We start from the raw sequence: 25,521 nt of genomic DNA, 5'->3' as shown, positions 1-25,521 counted from the left end.
GAATCTGGTTTGATGTTGAAGCAATTGTGATACAGGGCTCAAGAAGCGTAACAATAAGTTACTTATTTTAAGTGGACTTTCGGAATTTGCGCTGATTCTATTAGACGTTAACAATTCGATTGTTGAATGCAGTCGAGTTTGTGCGAACGGGGGAAATTTAATGAGCCGCGATAACAAACGCGGAACTTGGCGTACAATCAAACGTCTTGAGCAGAGTATTCCGCAGGTCCGGTGGTACAGGACTGAGCTGGTGCTCATGTCCCTTTTCGTCAACATTTTCGCCTTAGGTCTCCCGATCTTTATCCTGCAGGTTTATGACCGCGTTTTGCCTAATCTCGGGCTGACGACGATGCAGTTTCTGGTGGTTGGTCTGATCGCCGTCATGCTGTTGGATTTCTTCCTGAAAACCGCCCGCGCCGCCATAACCACCTATACTGGTGCCCGTTTCGAACATCTGGCACGCGTTTCTGCCGTCGATCACATTCTGCGCACACCACAGGATATCTATGAAAACGACACACCTGGGGCCTACCTAGACAAGGTCAATGCCATTGGCGTCGTGAAGGATTTCTACTCAAGTCAGCTTGGGACATTACTGATCGATCTGCCATTCGCGGTCTTCTTTCTTGGCATGATCTGGTTCCTCGGCGGAGTAATGGTCGCCGTGCCGCTGGTCCTTTTGACGCTCTTCGGAATCATGGCGATTATCGTCGGCGGCAATCTGCGGCGTGCCGTCGATATCCGCAGCCAGGTGGATAATCGACGCTATGACTTCCTTATAGAAATCATCAATGGCATTCATACGGTCAAGGCTCAGGCCTTCAAGAACCTGCTGCAACGCCGGTTTGATCCTTTACAGGAAATGTCGGCACGCGCCGTTCGCTCAGTAGCGATGCAAAGTTCTATCGCACAAAGTCTCGGCAGCACCTTCGGGCAGTTGAATATGGCATGCGTCATCGGCATGGGCGCCATCCTCGTTATCGATGGTGGATTAAGCGCTGGTGAACTGGCCGCTTGCACGCTCTTGTCCGGGCGCGCCATGCAGCCTTTGCAGTCCGCCATGGGTCTGTGGACCAATTTCCAATCGATCCGGGTCGCCTGCGACAATGCGGTATCCGTGCTTGAATTGCCTGCTGAAGACATGACGCATTTACCTGAAATGCCCAAGATCAAAGGGGATCTTGAGCTTCAAAACGTCACCTTCGGCTACGAAGGCATGGAAGAGCCGCTGATCAACAACCTTAACCTCAAGGTCAACGCCGGTGAAATGATCGGCATTGACGGTGACAACTCGTCGGGTCGATCCACATTGCTTAAACTGATGATGGGGCTAATCCGGCCGAAAGAAGGCGCCGTTCTTATCGACAAGCAGGATCTGGCGAAACATCAAAGCCAGAGTTACCGCAGCCAAATGGCCTTTCTGACGGCTGACTCGGATGTTTATTCCGGCAGTATTCTTGACAATATGACGTATTTTCGCGGCGGCAAGTATATCGGCAAGGCCATTAAAATCGCTCGTCAGCTCGGCCTTGATGATGAAATAAAACGCTTGCCGGAAGGCTATGGAACGCATGTCGGTGATGGTGCCGGCGGCGTACTTCCGGCCGGCTTCATCCAACGCATCACCGTGATCAGGGCCATGATCGACGACCCCAAGGTCGTGTTGTTCGACAATGCAAACCATGGCCTCGATTCCAACAGCGACAAAACGCTGATGGAGTACATCAATTCCTTACGTGGCAGGACCACTGTTATCCTCGTAACTTCAAGGCCTTCCTGGTTACGGATGTCCGACAAACGTTACGTGATGTCACATGGAGATCTGCAGCCACTGCCGGAAAGCGAAGAGCAGCCTAAACTCGCCAAACCGAATCCTGCGTTACCTGCGCCTAGCGAAAAATCGCTAAGCGAGAATGCTGCTTCGAAGCCGCAGGCCAGGCCGGATAGACAGCCCCAAGCAAAGCCTCAAGCAAAGCCTCAGGCTCGCCCTGTGCCGAAGGCGGAAGCTCAGCCAAAAGCCAAACCTGTCGCTAAACCCGCACCAGCACCGGTCAAACCACCCCTCAAACCCCAGGCAAGACCACAGGTACGCCCCACAGCAACACCGCAGGCAAAGCGTCCCACACAGACTGCGGCCAATCCCGTTGCACAACCTCAGGCACGCCCCACACCTGCGTCACAGGCCAAGCAACCCGCACCAGATGCAACCAAGCCCGCTTCTGCACAGGTGCAGACAAAGCCTGTCGTATCAGCATCAAAGAAACCTGCGCCGACAGCGGCTGCAACGTTTCGCGCCGCTCCAAGAGCTTCAAGCGCAACAAAAACACCTAACGACGCCCCCATTAAACCGCAGCCACCCAAACCACGACGGACGGCCACCTTCCATCCGGCAACCGGAGGTGCGAAATGAGTGGTGCAGGATTTCTAATCGCCCGACTCGCGGGCAACAATAAACTCACACCGGCGGCGGCATGCCTTGCTCCGTTGTTGGATGCGATGGCGTGGGTCGGCACACCACGTCAGCTTGCCGAGTCATTAACCGGCAACTGGGACGAAATGTCCGTTCAGGCCATCAGAAACACCATGGCCAACATGAGCTATACATCAACGCGGCATCGAGTCCGACGTTCACGCATCGATAAAAGATTACTGCCCTGCCTGTTTGAAGCCAATAATGGTGCCGTTCAGGTCATCACACTGGCCGGTAATGGGGATGTCGTCATTTTCGACGGCACATCGCGTAAAAGCATTCGAAATCCTCGCGGTCTTTCGCCAAAAGGCACAGCCTATTTCTTTGCCAAGAACCAGCGTAGCAGTTCCATTCGCATTCAGGATGGAAGCTGGCTGAAAACCGTAGCCCGCCGTTTCGAAGGGTATGTAGGTCAGCTTTTGTTACTGACATTCCTCTTGAATATGCTGGCATTGGCAACACCGATGTTCGTCATGGCTGTCTATGACAAAGTCATCGCCACGGGTGACAAGCAGACACTTGTTTTTCTGGGTGTCGGCATCGGGCTTGCCCTGCTTTGCGATATATTCCTGAGACTGATACGTGGTGCGCTTTTGGCGCATCTCGGCGGTCGATTTGAAATGATCGTCGGTTCGTCAACTGTCGACAAAATCCTCGATATGCCGCTGGCACGGCTGGAACGCGCCACCGTCGGCATGCAAATCGCGAGATTGCGCGAGTTCGAGGGTATTCGGGGTTTCTTTTCCGGTCCGCTGGCCATGGCGTTCATGGAAATGCCATTCGTCTTCATATTCATTATCGCCATCGCCTTCATTGGTGGATGGATTGCCCTGGTACCGATCGGTTTTATGATCATTTTCGGCATTCTCGGCGCCATAATCATCCGTTATGCCCGAGCCGCCGTGAAACTGAACATCGAAGGCAGCGCCGATGCGCAGGGCATTCTGGTGGAACTGCTGCAAAACACCCATTCGATCAAGGCAGAGGCCGCCGAAGACTTGTGGATGAACCGTTATCGTGAACGTTCTACCCGCCTCGCCCTGTCCTCGCTCAAGAACGCACGCGTTTCGAACATGGTGCAGACCTTCGGTCAGCTCATGATGATCCTTGCCGGCGCTGGCACGCTGACCATTGGCACCATCGCGGCTGCCAACGGCGGCATGACCGTCGGCGGTCTGATTGCCAGCATGGCGTTCGTCTGGCGTATCCTGTCGCCGATGCAAATGATTTTCGTCGCCATGACCAAGCTTGAGGAAGTCAAAAACGGCATGATGCGGGTCGATCAGCTTATGGCGCAACCGACGGAAAGCCGCGTGACGTCGACATCGCACACCGTGACCGAAGGGAGCCGCTTCAAGGGCCGGATCACTTTCTCGAACGTTGTCATTCGCTACCAACCGAACCACGACCCGGCCTTGGCGGGGGTCAGTTTCGACATCAAGCCTGGAGAGGTTGTCGCCATTGCCGGATCAAACGGCTCCGGGAAATCCTCAATCCTCAAGCTGATTGCAGATTTATACCAGCCACAAGCCGGTGCTGTGTTTATCGACGGCGTGGATTCACGTCAGATCAACACCATCGATTTACGTCAGTCCATCGCCTACCTGCCGCAACAAACCGATCTCTTTTCCGGGACGATTGCCCAGAACCTGCGCCTTTCCAATCCCATTGCAAGCGAGAGCGAATTGAACCGGGCGCTGGAAAAAGCCGGGGTTTATGACGATGTGCAGGAGTTGCCGGACGGCCTGGAAACCTATTTCACTGAGCACTCGATCAAGCAAATGTCCGCCGGGTTCCGCAAGGGTCTGGCGATTGCCCGCACACTTTTGAACGATGCCCCGATCGTTTTGCTGGACGAACCTGAAAATGCGCTGGATATGGAATCCGATCACTGCATTATCGATCTGATCCGCGAATACCGCGGTAATCGCACCGTAATCATCATTGCGCACAGGCCGTCATACATCCGTGAAGCCGATCGCGTCATCGTTATGAACAGAGGTTCCATCTCATTCGATGGCACTCCGGAAGAAATGGCGAAAGCGGCCGATGCTGCTCAATAAGGGATACTGAAGATGGACACGCACACGCCAAGGAAAGCCCAGGCCCCGGCACCGAAGGGTCCGCCGCCACCGATACCCGGCGCACCGATGATCGCCGATGAAGGCTTCCTCGTCGGGCGCGGCGCACTGGCGCAATCGCTGATGCTGGAAGAACGTGGCCCGAGTCATCTTATCCGCCTCGCCGGGTTTTTCGTTTGCGTCATGGTTTGTCTTTTCATCGCCTGGGCGGCAATCACCGAAATTACCGAAGTCGTTGTGTCATCCGGCGAGGTCTCGCCAATCGGTTCCGTCAAACGCATACAGCATCTCGAAGGCGGGATCGTTAAAGAAATCTTTGTCGGCGAAGGCGATCTGGTCAAGCAAGGCCAGGTCATGATCAGGCTTGACGATGCCGGCATCGTCCCGGAACGCGATCAGTTGGTCACACGTCTGTCGAATCTGGAACTCCGCGCACAGCAGCTGGCGGCTGTCATCAGCGGCGAGGAATTCGATCTCAGCAAAGTCGCACCACGTTACCGTACGCTTGCCAAAACCCAGGTCGAAGTCCTGGCCGCGAAGCGCGAAGCACTTGAAGCGCAAGCCGAAGTCCTGCGAGATCAACTGAGTCAGAGACGCAATGAACTTGAACTCCTGAGAGATCAGGTTGCTGGCAACAAACGGCAGATTCAGATCCTCAAGCAACAGGTCGGCATGCGGAAAACCCTTGAGGAAAAGGGACTGATTTCCAAGGTCATCTTGTTGAACGATCAGCGTGAACTGGCTCGGGCCGAAGGTGCGCTGGCAGAACTGGTCGGCAAACAGAAAACAGCACAAAACGCAATCGATGAGGCCGAAAGTCGCCTTGAGGAAATGGAATCCCGCTCGCGCATGGACACGCGTGAGCAATATGCTCAGGTGCTGGGTGAAATTGCGGAACTCAAGGAAACCATAGAACTCAAATCCGATCAAATTCAGCGCCTGGATATACGCTCACCCGTGACCGGCATTGCCCAGGAACTGCAAACTGAAACAGTCGGCGGTGTGATTGCCCCCGGCTCCACTGTTCTTGAGGTCATCCCGAACGACGCGGCACTTTTTGTCGAAGCGCGCATCTCCACGCAGGACATCGGCTTTATTTACGTTGGCCAGGAAGCGACGGTCAAAGTCACTGCCTTTGATTACACGCGATACGGCGGCATCGACGGCATCATTCAGGGTTTCTCTGCAACAACGGTTCAGGATGAAGAAGGAAGTACCTTCTACCGGGCGCGGATCAAGCTGGCAAAAAACTATGTCGGCGACGATCCGGAACGGAACCGGGTGCTGCCAGGCATGGAAGTTATCGCAGACATCAAGACAGGCAAAAAAACGCTGCTCGAATTCCTCCTGAAACCGGTAGTAAAAGCCTTGTCAGAAAGCTTCCGCGAACGCTGATCGCAGGCACCTTATTCATTTAATTTCCCGGGCTGTTTTAAATTCCGCTTAAAAAAATGGAATCCGATCCTACGTATACATCGTATTCTTTTTCCAACGGAGGAAACGACGATGCGTGGACTTCTTTCTTCTTTTTTCGCACTCGGCATGTCAGCAGTTATTTCCACGACTGCAATAGCCGGCGAAAAGGTCACCTATAGTGCAGGCGATATGGCTCTTGAAGGCTATAAAGCGCCGGCCATGGGGGCTTCAAAGGGACTTGTGCTTGTCATTCACGATTGGGACGGCTTGACGGATTACGAATACAAGCGCGCCGACATGCTTTCCAAATTGGGCTATGACGCCTTTGCCCTCGATCTTTACGGTAAAGGCAACCGTCCAACAGAAACAGGTGCCAAAAAAGCCGAGACGGGTAGGCTGTATAAAGATCGCGAAAAGATGCGGTCCCTGATCCTGGCCGGACTTGCTGAGGCACGCAAACTGAACGGAGGCAAGGCCATCGTTATGGGATATTGCTTCGGCGGCGCGGCAACGCTGGAACTTGCCCGGTCCGGCAAGGCCAAGGATATAGCCGGCTATGCAACCTTCCATGGCGGCCTGTCTACGCCCGAAGGCCAGGATTACAGCGGCGACACGCCCCCACTTTTCATTGCGCATGGCGGTGCTGATACATCGATCACCATGGATGATGTCGCTGACCTGTCAAAACGCCTCGAAGCGGCAGGTGTGACATATGAAATCGAGGTGTATTCCGGCGCACCACACGCCTTTACAGTTTTTGAATCAAACCGTTACCGAAAGGTTGCGGATGAAAAATCCTGGGCAACTTTCACGGATTTTCTGAAGGACAATCTGTAAGAGAGCGAAATCAGGTGCGCGACTGGTGATAACCTACCGCCGGCATTTTCTTGTAAAAATGCCACAGCATGACTGCCGCAACGCTTCGGTAAGGTCGCCAGCGCTCACCAATATCTTCCAACTCGGCTGGGCCTGGGCGTTCGTTCATGCCCAGCAACCTTCCAGCCGCAGCTTGCAGGGCAATATCCCCAACGGGCATGATATCCGGTTTGCCCAGCGCGAACATCAGGTAAATTTCCGCTGTCCAACGGCCTATCCCCTTAAGCTTCGTCAGTTCATTGAATATTGTGTCTTGGCGGCAGCGATGAAGGCGGTTCAAATCCAAATCACCCTGACCGATTGCCTGTGCAATACCACTGACGTACCTCGCCTTTGCACCGCTCAGACCGCAATAGCGGAGCCCCTGCTCGCCAAGGGAAAGCACCGTATCATGAGTAACCGACCCACAAGCCGTTTCCAGCCTGTTCCAGATTGCCGCCCCAGCCTGAACCGATACCTGCTGATCGATAATAATCCGGACCAGCGTCGCAAATCCCGGCTCTCTTTTTCTCGATCTCGGGCTACCATACAGTTCAACCGCACCACGCATATGCGGACACGTTTCGCGGATATGCTTCAATCCATTGCAGAATCCTCTCATATCGGGAACACTATCAACCCGAAACTAAAGAAGCACTATTTTAAAACTGAAAATAAAGGTTCATCCTTCAACCTGATTTGACATCCTTTTAACCCTTAAATTCATGAAGTTTCGTTGACACAAATTGATTCAAAACGTTTCTTAACTTTACCTATCGCTGGTCGTATAACCTTTATAGGCATATTAGAATTATTGCATATGACCTTATCGAAATCAGGAAATGATAAGCACCTTGGATAAGCAAAAATCCGCACACATAATAAATCTTGGGCGCTTTGCTGCGCTTGCTTTTTGCCGTGCAGATATACTCTTTCAAGTCTCTCAGGACCTAAAGGTGAAATTTTGCACCGGCCCCGCACATGCCTTTTTCGGAAAAAGCGATGCGGAACTGGTTGGCATTGATTTTCTGGATATTATTCACCCGGAAGACCGCTCAATTGTGAGCGATATCTTCAAGGTTAGTAGCCGTGATGCACGGGTTGACGACCTGATCGTCCGCGCCATTACGAAGACCAGCGGAAACGCGGAAATAGCGATCTCCGGCTATCGTGTTCCTGATTTCGACAACGATTATTTCCTCGCCATTAAGATCGCACCAAAACAGACGATCCCGATCGGCCGGAGCCCCGAAGACCGGGATACTGAGTCAGGTGTTCTGAGTAACGAGGCCTTCGTCGATGCCGCAACGCAGAGGGTTCGCTCCTATGAAGCGGCTGGCGGCAAACCCAAGGTCAGTATGATCAACATCGGCGACCTTGCCGAAGCTGGCATTGTTGTCGGTAGTGCCGAGGAAGCCGAAGTCCTGAAGGCCATTGGCCAAACCCTCAGCAAAGAATCCCTTGGCGGCGATACAGCGGGTCGAATTGACGGTGAAAACTTCTCTATCGTTCATGGCGAAGACGTCGATGCCCTCGGCCTGAGTGAGAAAATCTCCAATGCGATGAGCATTGTCGCGCCAAACGCAAAATCCCTGATTCCCAAGGTTGCCACCATCGACGCTAAAGCCGGTGGCATGGATGACAAACAGCTTGCAAAAGCAATGCTCTATTCGTTGCAGGAATTCACCCAACATGACGGGGAAATGCCGGAAGGCGATCTCAACGAAATTCTTGAAAAGAGAATGGCCGAAAACGTCAAGGATATCGAACGCTTCAAGAAAATTTGCGCCGACGGCAGCTTTGATCTTGTCTATATGCCGGTTGCATCCCTCAAGGACGGTCATTTCCACCACTTCGAAGCCTTAACCCGGTTTCGTGACGATGCCGGTGAATCGCCTTTTAAGCTGATCACCCTGGCGGAAGAAATTGGCGTCATTCCGGATTTTGATCTGGCCGTTGCCAAACGCGCTTTATTGACTGTTGAAGCTGCACAACTTGTAGGTCCATTCACCCCGATTGCCATCAACGTATCAGGGCATTCGATCAGCGACCCTCATTTCTGTGAAGAACTCAAAAAACTGCTGACTGAACGTTACGGTATTGAAGAACACATCAGCCTGGAGATCACTGAATCGGCCGAGATTAAAGATCTTCAGGGCGTTAATGAAGCTATTCAGCGGTTCCGTCGCATGGGCTTCAAGGTCGCACTGGATGATTTCGGCGCTGGTGCAGCCAGCTTCGATTACCTGAACAGCTTTGACGTCGATACCGTCAAATTCGACGGTCCCGTCGTTAAACGTGCTGTTGCCACGAAGAAAGGTAAAGCCTTCCTAGCATCCATGGCAACGCTATGCCGTGAAATTGAAGTAGAAACCATAGCTGAGATGGTCGAAGACAAGGCACTCGCAGATTTCCTTGGCCAGTGCGGCATTGAACTCGGGCAGGGATGGCACTTCGGCAAACCTATGCCGACCGAAGAAGCCTTTCCCGGCATTCAGCTTGAACTACCGAAGCCCGATAGTCAGCCGGCTGAGTTTTACGAAGGCGGGCAATCGCTTATGGATCGCCTTAACAGCGGAAAGATCTGAGAATTCTCAGCGCAACTCTTCGAGCGGTGTGACACCGATAACCTGCAACCCGGAAGCAATAACAGTCGCGACACCAACGACCAGCGCCAGTCGTGCGCGCGTTGCCTCGATATCGTTGTCATCTATGAAACGCAAGCGAGCGTTATCCTTACCCTTATTCCACAGACCATGAAACAGGGCAGCCAGATCGTTTAGATAGAATGCTATCCGGTGAGGTTCTTGTGCTTCCGCCGCTGCTTCTACCGTCTTCGGCCAATTGGCCAACATGCGGATTATCTCTATCTCGGACGGGTCGCCAAGCTGGCCCAGATCGGCCTTAGCGAGCTTTTTCGGTGCCAAACCGGCGCTGTCCACCACCTCGGCGGCATTGCGGAGCACTGAGTGGCAGCGTGCATGAGCATACTGCACATAAAACACCGGATTATCGCGAGATTGCTCCAGGGCCTTGTCCAGATCGAAATCCATCTGACTGTCGTTCTTGCGAGTCAGCATGATAAAGCGAACGACATCCTTGCCGTTCTCTCCAAGTTCATCGATCAAGTCGCGTAACGTCACGAAATTGCCAGCGCGTTTTGACATCCGGAACGGCTCACCGCCCTTTTTAAGATGGACAATCTGGCACAGCTTAACTTCCAGCTCCCCCTCGCCCCCGGTCACAGCCCTGACCGCTGCCTGCATACGCTTCACATAGCCGCCGTGATCCGCCCCCCAGACATCGATCATGGTTCTGAAGCCGCGGTCGAACTTGTCGAGGTGATTGGCGATGTCATTAGAAAAATACGTCCACGAACCGTCTGATTTTTTGAGCGGACGATCGATATCGTCACCGAACTCGGTGGCCTTGAACAGAGTCTGTTCGCGTGGTTCCCAGTCTTCAGGGGCGGCTTTTCCTTTCGGCGGCTCCAGAACCCCACGGTAAATCAGACCGCGCGCTTCCAGAAGCTCCTGAACGTGTTCGACCTTTCCTGCAGCCACAAGATCGCGTTCGGAAGTATATACATCCTGCGAAATTCCAAGCGCCGACAGATCATCCTTGATCTGGTCCATCAATCTTTCGATAGCAACGTTGCGGAAGGTATCGATCCATTCATCCTCAGGTGCATCGATAAGGCTATTACCCAGTGTATCGGCAAGCTCTTTGCCGATTTCGATCATGTATTCACCAGGATAAAGACCATCCGGGATTTCGCCGATATTTTCCCCCAGCGCCTCGCGGTAACGAAGGTGCGCGGAACGGGCTAATTGGTCGACCTGATTACCTGCATCATTAATGTAGTATTCCGATGTGACATCGAAGCCGGCCTTGCGTAGCAAATTAACCAGCGCGTCACCGACAACGGCACCGCGTGCGTGCGCAACATGTAGCGGACCTGTCGGATTGGCAGAGACATATTCAACGTTAATTCTCTGCCCGTCACCGATATCGGAATTCCCGTAATCGGTTCCGGATTTGAGAACATCCAACAGCCGCTTATGCCAGAACGCATCCGTCAGGGTCGCATTTATAAACCCCGGACCGGCAACATCCACCCTATCAACCGCTTCAAGCGACTCAATCCCGGGGGCAATCAGCCCGGCAATATCCCGGGGTTTCATGGCGGCAGGCTTGGCAAGAACCATGGCGGCATTCGTGGAAATATCACCGTGCGACGGGTCGCGTGGCGGCTCGACTGTGATTTTCGAAGTATCCATGCCTTCCGGAAGAGCCCCGTCCTTGACGAGTTTTTCAATAATCTTGCCAATGTCAGCTTGGAACGCCCTAAACAAATTCATCAGCTTTCACCCTGCTCTACCCTGAGAGCACGGACTTCATCACGCAAGGCGCGCATTTCCATTTGAATACTTTCCAATGTTGCTTCTGCGGGCTCGCCCGCGGCTTCACGCTCGGCGCGCCCCTCTTCTGCCATCATTTCCTTGGCCGACTGCATGCTGTCGACAACGATCGCAACGACCAGATTGAGGACCAGAATTGACGTTATGATGACAAAAGGCACGAAGAACAGCCATGAGTAGGGATAAACTTCCATAACGGGGCGGACAATTCCCATCGACCAGCTCTCAAGCGTCATGATCTGGAACAAGCTGTAAATCGAAGCCCCAAGATCGCCGAAGAACTCCGGAAACGCCGCCTTGAACAGAACTGTCGTCATAACGCCACCGACATAAAAGATCAAAAGCAGCAGGATGGCCGTCGATCCCAGTCCCGGCAGCGAGCGCAGCAGCGCTTCGACAACGACACGCATCGTCGGCACCTGGGAGATCAGACGGAGTGCACGCAGGATACGCAGGGCACGAACGACGGAAAACGCCTCCGCCCCCGGGGTCAACGCAACACCGACAACGATAAAATCGAAAACGCTCCATGGTCGCTTTACGAAACCGGCACCGTACGAAACGATCCGCATCATCAACTCGACAACGAAGATCGTCAGAAAGATAGTGTCCAGTATATCCAGTAACGGCCCAACCGAGTGGACGACCCTATCCGATGTCTGTAGGCCGATGACAATCGAGTTGAAAACGATAATCCCGATAATGACGTTGTTGAAAAGCTGTCCGTCGACAAGCAATAGAAGCTTGCCGCGCATGCCGTTCTGTTCGGGTGCACTATCGTTCATGGTTGTGGTTCGTAATCCGCCCCGCGCCTGCTGTCAACGCGACTGCAGGCGCCTGTCGGGCGGGCAATCAGGAATTACTCGGCTGCCGCGATCTGCTTGGCTTCAGGTGCCTGACGGACGATACAGTTATAAACCCAGTCCCGTGAGCCGAAATGTTCGGCAATGACTTCAAGGGCTTCGTCGACATCGAATTCCATGCATGAGAAGACATCGAAATAGCACTCGCCGGTATAATCGCAGAAATGCGCGGTGATGTTCGAGGTTTCAATCAACTGCGTCAGCGTGTAACCGGCCGCTTGCGGGTTTTCCTTGGCAAAATGGACGATCCACGGCTCGCCAAAGGCCTTCATGTTGATCCGCTCAACCATATCCTTAGCGAAGCGCGCGATGGCTTCAGCGTCGGAACGGTTTTCATTGCAGTTGGCGACGTCAACGGTGAGATGCATACCCCACATAGCCTTAACTCCGCAAATTCGGGTTACAAAAAAGCAGGACCAGTCCCACGAATGATGGCGCGTTTTCTACGCCTTTTTGTATTTGCGATCAATAATAAAAAAAACCGCAATTTGTGTAATCATTTCAGACCGTTTTACTCGGCGTTGACCTACTGTGAATGTCACAAGATTCCTCTTGCATCCGAGGTTTACTAGGGATTAAAACCCGCGTCTTGGTTTCGAATTTGTTACAGCCGGTTGAAAGGATCAACCGGGTTGTGGTGGGAAAGGTCACTGAATTGTCTAAGACCCAGCTTCAAGTTCTTGACGTGGAACCCGTAACCCCGACTTCCGTTTCCGAAGGAAACGAAGATAAGGATTACTTCATCATCCGTGATGGCGTCCGCTACGCTGGCACGCACCTGATCATCGACGTCTATGGCGCCGACCGTCTGGATGAACTGGAACATGTTGAAACCGCGCTGCGTAAGGCGGTCGATGCCGCCGGTGCCACGCTTTTGCACATCCATCTGCACCACTTCACGCCGAATGGCGGCATTTCCGGCGTTGCAGTGCTGGCCGAGTCCCACATATCCATCCATACATGGCCGGAATGCGGCTATGCGGCGCTGGATGTGTTCATGTGCGGCGAAACCAACCCGCATGCCACGATCGAGATCCTTCGCGAAGCATTCTCGCCCGAGAGGATTGCGGTCGAGGAGCATATGCGGGGCCGTGGCGCGTAATAGAGAGATGACCGAGAAAACATTCAGGGAAACGCTCTATACCGGCTGGCAAACAGAATATAAAAGCACCGAAGTCTATTTTGACAGCGCGACGGATCACCAGCGGCTGGTGATTTTCCGCAATCCGACCTTTGGTCGCATGATGATGCTGGACGGCGTCACCCAGACGACCGAAGCCGACGAGTTCATTTATCACGAAATGCTGGCACACGTGCCGATCATTGCTCATGGCGCTGCCACGCGTATTTTGATCATTGGCGGCGGCGACGGCGGCATGCTGCGCGAAGTCCTGCGCCATGCCTCGGTCAAGCATTGCACAATGGTTGAAATCGACCCCGGTGTGGTCGAATTGTCCAAACTTCACCTGCCGAACCACGCCAGGGGCGCTTTTGACGACCCGCGAACCAACCTCGTGTTCGCTGACGGCGCTGCCTATGTGAAGGATACCGATGATACCTTCGATGTGATCATCGTCGACAGCACGGATCCCATCGGTCCTGGTGAGGTCCTGTTCCAGGATACGTTCTATGCGAACGCGAAAAAGTGCCTGACACCGGGTGGCGTTCTGGTCACGCAGAACGGTGTGCCTTTCATGCAGCCCGACGAATTAAAGCACACGGTCACGCATCTTCGGCATCTTTTCAACGATGCCTCATGCTACATGGCAACCATACCGACCTATGTCGGGGGGCCCATGGCCTTCGGCTGGGCCAGTGATAATGCCGAACTTCGACAAGTCGAGTTGGCGGTACTTGTAGAGAGATTTGCCAAAGCCGGCATCACGACACGCTATTATACCCCCGCCGTTCACAAGGGGGCATTTGCTCTGCCTGTCTACGTTTCAGAAATTATCGATTAAGCTGCCAGGCTCGAAAAAGCGGCTTCAGACATCCATCATCTGGTGCGCATGTTCAATCAGCGCATCGCGGTATTCCGCCATTTCGCCTTCCTGTTCCTCACCTTCCACTTCGTTGAAGCGGGTCGCCCATTCGCCCATGGTGGAAAGCCATTCTTCAGGGAAGCCCATGGCCTCGCAGACTTCCCGCACCTCGGCAATTTCCGCCTCGTGCATATACTCGTCCGCATAAGCCAACCTTAACAATTCCAAAGCGGCAACCACCCTGGACTTGTGCGTATCGAAAGCCGACACATCGATGTCTGCCAGCACATTCTTCATATCTATTTCGCCAGCAATCCCCATTTCCTGGCGCAAATTTTCAATGGCTGCTATTTCCTCGGCTGAGTCCTCTCCGTCGGAAATGGCAATGCGGCTGGCGAGCACCAGAAACGCCTCACGTTGTTCGTTATTCAAGATCTCAAGAAACATCGATTATTCCTGATTCCGGACCGTTACGATTTACTGTGCCGGTTGCGACTGCGGTTCTGGTGTGCCGGCGGCTGCTTCTCCTGAATTATCAGCCACCTGACTGACCTTGCCGCACAACCCCGCCTTTTCAAGCTCATCCCAGACGTTATCCCAAACATCGGAAGCGATCTGTTCGCGCATGGAATAATTTGCGATCCAATATTGGATCGAGAACTGCCCGCCCCAATCATTGTAACCATCGACTGTCCCATTATAGCGGACAGACGGCTTCGGTTCCTTAACCAGATTTTCGGACTTGAGAAGGGCACGCATCAATACGTCTTCGATAATTCTTGGATCGACATCCGGATCGACATTCAGGTTATACGACAATCGCGTCACCTTACCCGCCGTATAGTTGTGCACCGGCCATTCCGAGGCCTGTCCGTTCGGAACCGAGATGGTAAAGCCGTTCCGTGATTTCACGCGAACGGTCCGCCATGTAATATCGACGACCTCCCCTTCTTCCAGGTCGCCTATCTTGACCCAGTCACCGACGACGAAGGGGCGTTCTATGTTGATCGCGATCCCCGAGAAGACATTCGAGATATTGGCCTGGATTGCCAGACCGATGATCATTGCCAGCAAACCGGAAGTGGCGAGCAGGCTGGTGATTTTCTGATCAAAGACAAAGGCAATAATGCCGAATGCCGCCAATATGTAGATATTCAGCGAGCCGAACATACGTATAACGTTCGGCACCATGCGCCGCGTGTGCTGTTCCAGCGGCACCCAAAGGAACCGCTCAAGCGCAATGCCGCATATACGTGCCGGCACGATCCACCAAAGGCAGTCGTAGACCAGCACAATCATATCGACGTATCCTGCCTGAAGTTCCTGCACCGCAAAATCAAGCAGCAAGCTGCCGCCAGCAAGCAAAAGCACTGGCCATGACATAAGCCGCAGCATCCACGATTGTGCTGACCAGAAGCGGCCGTGCTTTTTCCTGTCCATAAGCACAGCAAAAACCGTTCCGAGTACGCCGAAGATTGTCAGATAGACGAAGTATTCCTCCGGCACGAAATCCCGGACATTAATGCGCGCCGGGCTGGTCAAAATGCCCATAGTGATGCGCGAAAACAGCGGATCTACGGACCCATGCCCGACATAGGTTGGGTCGCCACGTGTGCCGACCGGCACAATTTCCTGCGACACCCAGGCCCGGTCGATATCCCAGTCCAGCTTTTCACTGATTACCTGATTTCGCTCAAGAATGGTCTGGAAGGTCGTATTCCCGGCCAAACCGATACCAAGTACGTCGGTGACGTACTGCAGGTTGTTGCGGTTCAGAAAGCGGTGCGCGAAATCAAATCCGATCAGCACCGTGCCGTATGGCCGCTTAACCTTTGAGAAATTGTAATTGAACTTCCCCGTGACCTCGAAAAGCTTGTAATTCAGGCCTCGTGAAATCTGCTCGGCGGCGGGTGTATCGAGAACGATCGGCTCAACAGCATTTGAAAAGATCAGGTCTTCCGGTTTGAAATCGCCACTGTATCGGAACCAAAGCAGGAAATTCAGCGTCACCTGACCTTTTTCGATATCCAGGTCGGTAACTTCCTTCACCTGCAACCCGGTATAGACGACGTTTGTTTTGTACATGAACCGGTCGTTCACATACAAAACCTTGCCCTTCTTCAGCTCTTCAATGAAGTTGGCGGCAACACCGGCCTTGATAGGTTGTAACTGGGTCAGTGCCGACACCATGTCACGGCCGTCATAACGCCCCATGAAGACCGGCGATTTCGCTTCACCATCGGGTGTGAAGGTCTTAACCCCGGTAATGCCGCGAATACCCGTCTCGGGATCAATGGCTGCGGCAAGCCTCTCACGGATCATGCGGCGGCCACCGGCAACGATCTCCTCTTCTTCGGCCCGCGCTCCGGCTTTGAAGCCTTCGACAATTAAATGCGTGGTATCGAAGGCATAGGCAGCAACCCAGTCGGATGTGGCGCCAAACTTATTCTGATAACGGGAATTGAAGTCCTGTGCCTCTTCGTTGGCGGTATCGAACAACAAAGGCGTCGAGGCCACGATGCCGTTCGTATATCTGGCAATCGTTTCACCATCGTTGCCAAGCGCGTTCTGGAAGGCCCGTGTTGCCAAAATGGACGTACCGACCACCGGGTTTCTCGCTTTGGCTTCGCGAAGCGACCGTAGAACCTTGGCGGCAACATCTTCCTCTGCAGCGATGAATACCGTGCCGACATCCAGTTTGGGCTTCAAGTCGGCGGCAATTTCCTCAATCCGTTGATCCAGATCGGCGCTATTGCTGTCAAATCCCCATTTATAGCGTATGCGCGTCCCGAAGCGCTTGTAGGTCTCTTCAAATGTATCCGCCATGTGTAAGCCGCGCGGTGACAAATCATGAATAATAGAAGCGGTTTTTTGGCCTAGAACGTTCCTCGTATAGTTGGCGACGAAAGCCGCTTCATGATTGGTGTCATATACACTCGAGAAAATGGCCGGATTTCCCTCGACAATGTCACGATCCAGCGGCGTTGGCGCAATCATCGGCAGGTTATGTTTTTGGTAAACCGGCGCTGCCGCCCTGGTCGTGTCGACGCTCCAATGGCCAATCACGGCAAGCGTGGAAGAATTGGCTCCAAGGTCCTCTGCAATACGGCGCGCCTCGTTCGGATCGTTCTTGTCATCATAGACATCAATGATGACGCGCCCGCCGCGAATGCCGCCGGCTTCGTTTATGCCTTCGGCATACAATTCAGCCCCCTGCGTCAGGGACTGTCCGTTTACCGCTAATGGACCGCTAAGAGGGGCAACGACGGCAATACGGACTGTCTTGTCCTCATCGTCGGATAAATAGGTGAAATTGGCGATAATCGAGCCGATTATCGTCATAATCACCAGCAATGCCAAAATGAGACCGAAGAGCTGTTTTTTGCTCAGCTGTTTCAGAAACTCCACGATTTCCCCCGTTCGCGACACAAACCCGACTGAATCACTGCTTCGGATAGTGGTTCAGATTAACAGAATTGCCAAAAAACTGCGACCCACCTAATTGCAATGCTTTGTTGGCCGATTGTTATGCGTATGTAAAATTTGGTAAAGCACTCAAACGGCACTTGCATTAAATTCCCTACTCACGCTTTGATAGAATGCAGGTATCAGGTCAGGTTTAAAAAGCTGGCTGTTTACCTCTTGTGTATGTGTGTTTTAATACTGATCGTCAGAGATGGCTTAATTGTCTCAGGCTGAAAAAAGAAGCAAATAACCTCTCGTTGCCATGACAAAAAGTTCATAACAGGCACCAGAGAGGCAGGGCAGGATGAAGTTATGAAGGACTGGATTCCTTCAGTAAGTGCGGCTGCGTACGCGGTGAGCGCCATCGTTTTGGTGGCTGTTGTGCTATGCGCATTGTCTCCGGCCGGCGCGCGGGCCGAGAGCCTTGAGGCTCTGCTGCCCTACGTTATTGAAAACCATGATCGTGTCCGGGCGTCTAAATCCCGTCTTTCGGCAGCCAGAAACCGTGCCCGCGAAGCATTGGGGGACTGGTATCCGACCCTTGGCCAGACCGCGAATGCAGGCCATGAAAAACAGCAAAACGACAACGGTGATGACTCAAGCACCGGCTTTCATGAATGGGATATCTCGCTAACCCAGCTTTTGTGGGATTTCGGCTCCACAAACGCCGCTATCGACAAAGCCAGACTGCAGGTCGAAGAAGCCCGATATGGCCTTATTGAAACGCGCCAGTCGCTGATCCTGGAAGCCATCACCGCCTATATGAACGTCATCCGTTCAAACGCAGCCCTTGGTTTTGCCAAGGACTCAGAAGAGAACATCCGCCGTCAAACCGGTCTCGAAGAGGCGCTTGTGGTTCTGGGTTCTGGTTTTTCAACGGACGTATTGCAGGCAAAGACCCAGCTTGCAGGTGCCCAGGCCCGCCGCGCCCAGAGCGAAGGTGGACTGATCAATGCCCTGAACCGTTTTCAAGCTGTTTACGGACGCAGGCCTGACAATCTGTCAACTCTGGAAAAGGTTCCATTCCCGGCATCGTATTTACCGCAGACACTTCTACAAGCCACTGATATTGCACTTGAATCCAATCCATCCCTGAAGAATGCCATTCTCGCCGCGGATATTGCCGTCGAGGATGTCCGCATTGCCCGTGCCGACAATTTCTTCCCAAAAATCGAAGCCAGCAGCGAACGCAAATTCAAGAAAAACGTCGGCGGCACCATCGGTGCCGAACAGGAAACTCTGGCCAAGGTCGAGATGACGTTTGATTTCAATCTCGGTTTTACGGCCGTTAATACATTAAAGGCGTCAAAAAGTGATTTGAGCGCAACCACCTTCACCGCCGCCGATACCCGCCGCAATATCGAAGAGCAGGTCCGCAATGCCTGGCAGCAGCTCGATACGGCCAAGCAGACGGCATCGCACCTGAACAATCAGGCCAATATTGCCGCCGCCTTCCTGGAACTGGCGCGAAACGAACGCCAACTCGGGCGGCGCTCGCTGATCGATGTGCTGTCCGGTGAAACAAACCTGATCAATGCCAAGTCCGATGCCTTTTCGGCGGAAACCGACGTCCTGATCGCCGCCTACGGCCTTTTGGCAGCGACCGGGCAGCTAGAATATGACGTCATCACCGGATCCAAGGGCATTGAAGCCCCTCGGGGGCAACTTCCGGCTTCGGCGCCCGCCGCCGAAATACCGGCACCATCACCGGTTCTGCCGGTGACCCCTGCGACGGGCCGGCAGAACAGCGAAATTGAGCCGGACGTGACCGTTGCGGGCGGCCGCTCCGTCAAAGACCTGAATGCTTTGTTCCAAAAGATCGAATCCCCCGATGTTGCGGCCCTGCCGGACACCATCGTTTCCTTTGGCCAATCACAATCCGGTGCGGCATTGTCAAAGCCGAACCATCCGCCTAAACCAAAATCGCGTTATGATTCATTTGCCGATTTTGACGCCCATGCGGATACATTTACAGCTGTCGAAGCCATGGACGATGATGAATTTGCCAGCAGCGATAATTCGGCGCTGATCATCGCAGGCGTCAGGCAAACCCTGCCTGCTGACAGCGATACTAGTGTCGATGCCAAGGCTACTGCCACAGATGTTAATGCCGGCATCGAAGCGGAAGAGTCTGTTCAAGCCGATGATACACGCGACAATGTGACCATAGGCGATAATACGTCGCCGGCAGCAGATTATGCCGAAATTGCCGAGGTTTCCCCCCGGGAAACACCGGCAACGATTTCTGATGATCAGGTGCATACCGGGAATAGCAGCACGTTCTTAAAAGATGTCTTCACGTTCCTTGAAGCTGCCCATCTGGCATCTCTGGCAGACCAGGCTTCGACTTCGTCATCACCGTCGACAGAGGTAAGCGTTGCCGCGCCATTGGAGCCAAAGGCAACGCCGGTTCCCGCTTCCGCCATCGAAAGCAGCGATATACTCGCATCAGACACTGCCGTGATGGATGAAATGTCTGCTGAAACATCCAGCACATCCGCCACAATCAGTGACGAAGACCCGATTTCCACCTTGTTTGGCAACGTTGCTTCGTTTTTTGAGCAATCACAGCAGACCGCCAAACAGGAACACAAAGCGGATGAATATGAAGATACTGTGCCGCTAATTGACGAAGCTGAGGCAGCGCCCGCTGTTGTCGAAGTCGCATCCGTCCCTGCTGCATCTGTCGAAGACATCGAGGCTGATAAGTCTTCGATCAAAGCCGAAAGCAATGAAACCGGTTCGAATTTCAACCTGCTCGAGTTCCTCGAAGCCGCACATCAGCGCAAACTTGCTGACGACGCCCGGAAGTCCAAGCCAGTTTCCAGCCAGACATTCAAGCAGGCTGTGGAAGAAGCTACGGCGCCCCAATCAAGCTCGGCAACTGAAACCGTATCCCGCAAAGCAGTTGTTGGTTCCGAAGTCGATCAGCAAGAGAACAAACCAAACATAATTTCTTTTTTAGGGGATTTGTTCAGCACCGGTGGTGAAATCCTGCAAAATATGGAGTATCAACCGGTCACCATCGATCCTCTTACGCTCTCGGACAGGTAGCCGCCGTGCTGCGCCTCAATATCTCACCTGCATGTTAATTTGCTGTTTTTTCTGAAATAATAACGGCTAACGGCTTACACGACGTAGTGTCCCTTTTCGGAGCAATTAACAGGCAAGCACATGGGTGAGTTTTTCAGACGCCTGAAGATTAAGCCGGGGTTAACCGCCGAAATCGTCGCGGCGTCCCTGTTTGCCAATATTCTGGCACTCGCCTCGCCACTGTTCGTCATTCAGGTCCTGAACCGCTATGTCGGCCAGGGTGTCGATGCAACGCTTGCCGCACTGGCCTCGGGAGTCCTGATTGCAATCGCCTTGGAACTCGGCTTCCGGCAGGCCCGAATGAAGCTGGCGCGCGGTCTCAGCGCCAAAAAGGACGACGAATTGTCGACCGGCGCTTTTGGCATCCTGACGACTGCTGAAAGCATGGCGCTGATGAGAATCCCCGCCGGCGAACGGCGTGAAGTCGTGCGCGGCCTGGATCTTGTCGAGAACGCCTATACACCCGGCAACATTACCGCCGTCATCGATGTCCCGTTTGCTCTTCTATTCGCTGTTGCCCTGTTTCTGCTCAGCCCGCATCTGGCTATGATCGCCATCGGTTTTCTGATCGTGATTTTCCTGTTCGCGGTGCAATCACAACGCAGTCTTCGCGGTCCGATGGCGACCCTCAGCGGCGCACAGAACGAAGTGGCCGGCCTGTTGAGCAACGCCAATACGGCGACGGATACCGTGCGTGCGTTCGGTGGCCGTTCCCTCGTCACTGAAGCCTGGGCAAAGGCTAGTGAACGCTCCCGCCTGTTGCGTGCCTTGATTGCCCGCAGGCAGGCACTCGTGCAATCGGTGACGCAGAGCGCACAGGCACTCATGAGTGTGTTCATATATTCCACCGGTGCCTGGCTTGTCGTGCGTGGCCAGTTGGATGTCGGGCTTTTGATCGGCGCCAATATCCTTTCCGCACGCACGCTTGGCCCGATGATCAAGTTCGCCCAACTCGGCGAAAGCTTCGCCAAAGCCGAAAATGCCCTGGCCAAGGTACGCGAGTTCGCGTCCCTACCGGTGGAACAGGAAAAGGGCGCCAAGCTCAGCCAGTTCAATGGCCAAATCGAATTTCGTGATGTGTCATTCGCCTATCCGGGGGCGAATGCCCCGCTGTTCGAAGGTCTAAATTTCAAATTACCGCCGGGCGGCGTGATGGTCGTGACAGGGTCCAACGGGGCCGGAAAGTCGACAATGGCAAAAATCGCCGCAGGTCTGTTGCACCCGATAAGAGGACAGGTTCTGGCTGATGGCGTCGACCTGAAACAACTCGACCCCGGCTGGTGGCGGTCTCAACTTATGTATCTTCCCCAGGAGCCGACATTCATCAATGCCTCGCTCAGGGCCAATATGGAAGCCGCTAATCCGGGGCAAAGCGAAGAGACGTTAATGCGCATCGTCCGCGAAGTGGGGCTTGGCCCGTTTGTCGACGAAAGTCCTGACGGCATGGATAGGGTGCTTGCCAATGGCGGGTTGAACATGGCGCTCGGACAGCGCCGCAGGCTTGCTTTTGCCCGCGCCATGTTTATCGGCGGCAAGCTGGCGGTGCTCGATGAGCCGACGGAAAGCCTGGACGATGAGGGGACCGCTTTCGTCTATTCCGCCCTGATCGATATGGCGCGCCGCGGCAAGACGATTATCGCCTTTTCCCGCAATCCGAAGATCGTCAGCGCAGCAACCCTGATCCTTGACCTCGACAGCAAGCCGACACCGGTCCTGCGCCAGAACAAGCCGCGTGTGGTACGCGCGGAGAACGCATCATGAGTGAAGAAATCCAGACGTCCCCGGAAGACGACGAGGTCAAACGCGGCACGCACATGTTCTTGGGACTTTGCATTGCCGCCCTTCTGGCGTTTTCGATTTGGGCGACGAATGCCGAACTGGATATCGTTTCGGTCGCCACCGGCGAGGTGGCACCTTCGACCAACGTGCAATCCGTCGATCATCTGGAAGGCGGGATCGTGCGCGCCATACTGGTCCGCGAAGGCGACCTCGTCACTGCCGGGCAGCCGCTTGTCGAACTGGAACAGACGCAAAGTGGTGCCGACGTGCAGGAACTCAAAATTCGTCTGCGCTCGTTGCTCGCCGATATTTCACGTTACAAGGCTGAATTGGCAGGGGATGACAAACCCGCATTCCCGCCGGCTCTGGTCAAGGCGGAGCCGGAATTGATCCGCCAGGCAATAGGCCTGTTCGAGACCCGAAAAAAACGCATGCTTGGACAAATCAGAGCGCAGGAAGATGCCATCCGTCAGCGGGAACTGGAAATCAAGGAAGTGCAGGCGCGCCGCACCAGTGCCCAGAAAAGCCTGAAACTGATCACCGAGCAGATAGAGATTTCCGAAAAACTGCTGGCGCAGGAACTCACCAACCGCATGCTGCACCTCAACCTGCTCAAGGAAGGGGCCGATCTGCGCGGCCGCATCGACGAATCCGAAGCCGCCCTGCCCCGGCTTCGCGCAGCGCTAGGCGAGGCGCGCTCGAACATGGAAACCATCCGGGCCTCGTTCCGTGAAGAAACGCAAACCGAACTGGATAAAGTCACCCGCGAAATGGACGAGTTGTCGCAACGCGTGCGCAAGGTAGAAGACAACCTGAACCGCACCACTCTTCGCGCGCCGGTCGACGGTATCATCAAGACCTTGCATGTGGTCAGCGTCGGCGGTGTGATCCGCGCCGGAACAACGGTCGTCGATATCGTACCCGCCGATGACCGGTTGATTATCGAGGCACAGCTTCCGCCCCAGGATATTGGCTATGTGCGTGCCGGACAGACAGCAAAGGTGACCTTGGCCTCAGGCGATGCCGCGAAATTCGGCGATTTGCGCGGCACCGTCGAACGGGTATCGCCGGATACACTGGTCACCGAAGAAGGCCGACCATTCTACAAGGTGCGTATCTCAACCGATAAGAGCTTCTTCGAAGACGGCAAGCTCCGCTACGACCTGTTTCCGGGCATGCAGGTCATCGCGTCGATCCAGACCGGCTCGCGGACAGTGATGGAATATATTCTCGACCCACTTGTCGGGCGCATGCAGGATGCACTCAGGGAGCGATGACCGTGTCTTTGAGCAAAAAACAGATCAATGAGTTCAAAAAACGTCTGCTAAAAATGCGGGAAGAACTGGACGCGCTCTCGGATATCTCCGCCGAGTCCAGGAAGCCTGTCGAGCTGGATCAGACATCCGTCGGCCGGGTTTCGCGTATGGACGCCCTACAAGGACAGGCGATGCAGCTTGAAACCGAACGCCGGCGCGACATTGAACGGCAAAGGATCAATGCAGCCCTGGAGCGGATCGAAACCGGCGAGTATGGTTTTTGCACCGTCTGCGATGAGGATATTGCCCTCAAGCGGCTGCAAAACGATCCCAGCGCGCCCAACTGCATTGACTGCCAACGTCACGCCTGACTCTACTGCGCATCAGCCATCTTTGCTTCAGCGATATCTTGCATCGCAAGACGGTGAAAGCGCAGGCTCAACCAGCCAAGCGAGACGATGCATCCCACCAGAATGCCGTGAAAAAGTCCGACCGTGCCGTTTTCCCAGACAAAAGCGGATACATATCCATATGGCACCATGACACCGAAGAAGCTCGCGGTCTGAATGACACTGGGCATCCATACGTCCTTGCGTCCGCGCAGTGCATTCGCCATCACGGCCTGTCCACCGTCCGGAATAAAAATCCACGCGATAAACCCGACGGTTACGATGGCCTCGACCAGCAAATCAGGATCGTCGGTATAGAAAGCCGCCAATGTACTATCAAAACCGAACACCACGGCACCGGCCATCATCATGATCACGACATTGGCGCCAAGTCCCGTCCAGCCGGCCAAAGCCGCATCGGGAATGTCACCGCGTCCAAAGGCAATCCCGACCCTGACGGCGGTCGCCGATCCAATGCCGATGGCCAGCATGAATGCCAGTGCCATCAAATTCAGTGTCAGCCCGTACGCCGCCAGTGACATCTTGCCAAGCCATCCAGCGAAAGTGTTGAGACAGGCAAATGCCAGGCTTTCAACGCCGACACTCAGCCCGATGGCATAGCCGATCCGCCGGAGTTCCTGCCATGCCCGAAATCCGCCGCTCAACGGATCGCGAATACCGAAAGCCTGATGCCCGCGCAAATTCCACACAATGAGGGCCAGGCTGACGGCCATAAACCAACGGACCATCGTTGTTGCCCATGCAGCCCCTGCGGCCCCCATGGGATCGTTGAGCCATGGCCCGTCGATCAGGAGCCAGTTCAGACCAAGGTTCAGGATATTCGCCACGACCATGATAACCATGCCAAGGCTGGGGCGACCGATCCCTTCCAGAAAATAAACGGAACTGAGAAACAGCAGATGCCCGGGCAGGCCCAGTGAAATAATCCACATGATCTCGCCGCCATGCAGGGCAACGTCAGGAGTCTGCCCGGTCAGGTTAAGGAGTTCACGACCGAAAAAACCGATGGCAACGCAAAAGCCGCCCAATATCAGCGCATAACTGAGCGAGCGCCGCCAAACGGGGCCGCAATCCTTGAGGCGTCCGGCACCGAACGAATTCGCCGTAAGCACAAGCGTTCCCATGATCATACCCAGCGACGTGATCATCATCGGCATGATCAGACCCAGTCCGATGGCCAGATACGCCAGATCCTCGGCATTGAAATGCCCGGTCATGACCGTATCCGCCATGACAAGGAACAGGAAACCGGAACGTGAGACGACAATCGGCGCCGCAAGTCGGACGAGTTCCGTACCATGACGGCGCAAACGGCCCGAAAGGCCTTCGATCTCGATACGCGTGCGGATTTGCGGCTGTTCAGTATCCATGCAGGACGTTAGACAGCAAATGTCCTGAAAACGCATTACCTTTTTACTGACTTATCTCTA

Annotated in this window: 18 protein-coding genes; 11 read left to right on the top strand and 7 right to left on the bottom strand. The window is 54.2% G+C overall.

Annotated elements, in window-relative coordinates; genetic code table 11:
- Nucleotides 1-160 precede the first annotated feature (160 nt).
- From L2D14_09710 to L2D14_09695, 4 genes are all read left to right on the top strand, one after another.
- The gene (locus L2D14_09710; protein WNJ98156.1) at nt 161-2,410 is read left to right on the top strand and encodes an ABC transporter transmembrane domain-containing protein; all 2,250 of its coding nucleotides are present in this window, start codon (nt 161-163) and stop codon (nt 2,408-2,410) included.
- On the top strand, nt 2,407-4,533 hold the full coding sequence (locus tag L2D14_09705; protein WNJ98155.1) for a peptidase domain-containing ABC transporter: 2,127 nt from the start codon (nt 2,407-2,409) through the stop codon (nt 4,531-4,533). The genes L2D14_09710 and L2D14_09705 overlap by 4 nt, the downstream gene beginning before the upstream one ends.
- A 12-nt stretch (nt 4,534-4,545) precedes the next feature.
- A complete protein-coding gene (locus tag L2D14_09700; protein WNJ98154.1) occupies nt 4,546-5,946 on the top strand; it encodes an HlyD family type I secretion periplasmic adaptor subunit in 1,401 nt (466 codons plus the stop codon).
- Between the two features lie 111 nt (nt 5,947-6,057).
- Complete coding sequence (locus L2D14_09695; GenBank protein ID WNJ98153.1) at nt 6,058-6,804, top strand: dienelactone hydrolase family protein; 747 nt, start codon at nt 6,058-6,060, stop codon at nt 6,802-6,804.
- 10 nt (nt 6,805-6,814) lie between these two features.
- Here L2D14_09695 and L2D14_09690 read toward each other — a convergent pair whose 3' ends face one another.
- The gene (locus L2D14_09690) at nt 6,815-7,423 is read right to left on the bottom strand and encodes a DNA-3-methyladenine glycosylase 2 family protein (protein ID WNJ98152.1); all 609 of its coding nucleotides are present in this window, start codon (nt 7,421-7,423) and stop codon (nt 6,815-6,817) included.
- Between the two features lie 253 nt (nt 7,424-7,676).
- Between L2D14_09690 and L2D14_09685 the strand changes: the two genes are divergently transcribed.
- The gene (locus L2D14_09685; GenBank protein ID WNJ98151.1) at nt 7,677-9,410 is read left to right on the top strand and encodes an EAL domain-containing protein; all 1,734 of its coding nucleotides are present in this window, start codon (nt 7,677-7,679) and stop codon (nt 9,408-9,410) included.
- A 6-nt stretch (nt 9,411-9,416) separates the two neighbouring features.
- Here L2D14_09685 and argS read toward each other — a convergent pair whose 3' ends face one another.
- From argS to L2D14_09670, 3 genes are all read right to left on the bottom strand, one after another.
- Nucleotides 9,417-11,183 carry an arginine--tRNA ligase gene (gene argS, locus L2D14_09680; GenBank protein ID WNJ98150.1) on the bottom strand — a complete coding sequence of 589 codons (1,767 nt, stop codon included), beginning with the start codon at nt 11,181-11,183 and terminating at the stop codon, nt 9,417-9,419.
- On the bottom strand, nt 11,183-12,028 hold the full coding sequence (locus L2D14_09675; GenBank protein ID WNJ98149.1) for an ion transporter: 846 nt from the start codon (nt 12,026-12,028) through the stop codon (nt 11,183-11,185). Before L2D14_09675 ends, argS begins: the two co-directional genes overlap by 1 nt.
- Nucleotides 12,029-12,102: 74 nt before the next feature.
- The gene (locus L2D14_09670) at nt 12,103-12,474 is read right to left on the bottom strand and encodes an S-adenosylmethionine decarboxylase (protein WNJ98148.1); all 372 of its coding nucleotides are present in this window, start codon (nt 12,472-12,474) and stop codon (nt 12,103-12,105) included.
- Nucleotides 12,475-12,791: 317 nt separating this feature from the next.
- Here L2D14_09670 and speD point away from each other — a divergent pair, with 317 nt between their 5' ends.
- Together speD and speE are read left to right on the top strand one after the other, a co-directional pair.
- Nucleotides 12,792-13,208, top strand: a complete 417-nt coding sequence (gene speD / locus L2D14_09665; protein WNK01672.1) for an adenosylmethionine decarboxylase — start codon at nt 12,792-12,794, stop codon at nt 13,206-13,208.
- Complete coding sequence (gene speE, locus L2D14_09660) at nt 13,198-14,067, top strand: polyamine aminopropyltransferase (protein WNJ98147.1); 870 nt, start codon at nt 13,198-13,200, stop codon at nt 14,065-14,067. Before speD ends, speE begins: the two co-directional genes overlap by 11 nt.
- A 24-nt stretch (nt 14,068-14,091) precedes the next feature.
- Here the strand turns inward: speE and L2D14_09655 are convergent, their stop codons facing one another.
- Nucleotides 14,092-14,535: a hypothetical protein gene (locus L2D14_09655; protein ID WNJ98146.1), complete on the bottom strand. Its 444-nt coding sequence runs from the start codon at nt 14,533-14,535 to the stop codon at nt 14,092-14,094.
- 30 nt (nt 14,536-14,565) lie between these two features.
- Nucleotides 14,566-17,496, bottom strand: coding sequence for an ABC transporter substrate-binding protein (locus L2D14_09650; GenBank protein ID WNJ98145.1), 2,931 nt, complete (start codon nt 17,494-17,496; stop codon nt 14,566-14,568).
- A gap of 369 nt (nt 17,497-17,865) precedes the next feature.
- Between L2D14_09650 and L2D14_09645 the strand changes: the two genes are divergently transcribed.
- From L2D14_09645 to L2D14_09630, 4 genes are all read left to right on the top strand, one after another.
- Nucleotides 17,866-20,607, top strand: coding sequence for a TolC family protein (locus tag L2D14_09645; protein WNJ98144.1), 2,742 nt, complete (start codon nt 17,866-17,868; stop codon nt 20,605-20,607).
- A 120-nt stretch (nt 20,608-20,727) separates the two neighbouring features.
- Nucleotides 20,728-22,407 carry an ATP-binding cassette domain-containing protein gene (locus L2D14_09640; protein ID WNJ98143.1) on the top strand — a complete coding sequence of 560 codons (1,680 nt, stop codon included), beginning with the start codon at nt 20,728-20,730 and terminating at the stop codon, nt 22,405-22,407.
- Nucleotides 22,404-23,702, top strand: a complete 1,299-nt coding sequence (locus L2D14_09635; GenBank protein ID WNJ98142.1) for an HlyD family type I secretion periplasmic adaptor subunit — start codon at nt 22,404-22,406, stop codon at nt 23,700-23,702. Before L2D14_09640 ends, L2D14_09635 begins: the two co-directional genes overlap by 4 nt.
- A 2-nt stretch (nt 23,703-23,704) precedes the next feature.
- Complete coding sequence (locus L2D14_09630) at nt 23,705-24,052, top strand: TraR/DksA C4-type zinc finger protein (protein WNJ98141.1); 348 nt, start codon at nt 23,705-23,707, stop codon at nt 24,050-24,052.
- A 2-nt stretch (nt 24,053-24,054) separates the two neighbouring features.
- On the opposite strand, the gene L2D14_09625 is transcribed toward L2D14_09630, so the two are convergent.
- Nucleotides 24,055-25,461, bottom strand: coding sequence for an MATE family efflux transporter (locus tag L2D14_09625; GenBank protein WNJ98140.1), 1,407 nt, complete (start codon nt 25,459-25,461; stop codon nt 24,055-24,057).
- Nucleotides 25,462-25,521: the final 60 nt, after the last annotated feature.

The sequence above is a fragment of the Thalassospiraceae bacterium LMO-JJ14 genome, assembly GCA_021555105.2.
Lineage (GTDB): Bacteria > Pseudomonadota > Alphaproteobacteria > Rhodospirillales > Casp-alpha2 > UBA4479.
Note: the sequence above shows the minus strand (reverse complement) of the source record. Positions and strands in the feature narration are given on the sequence as shown.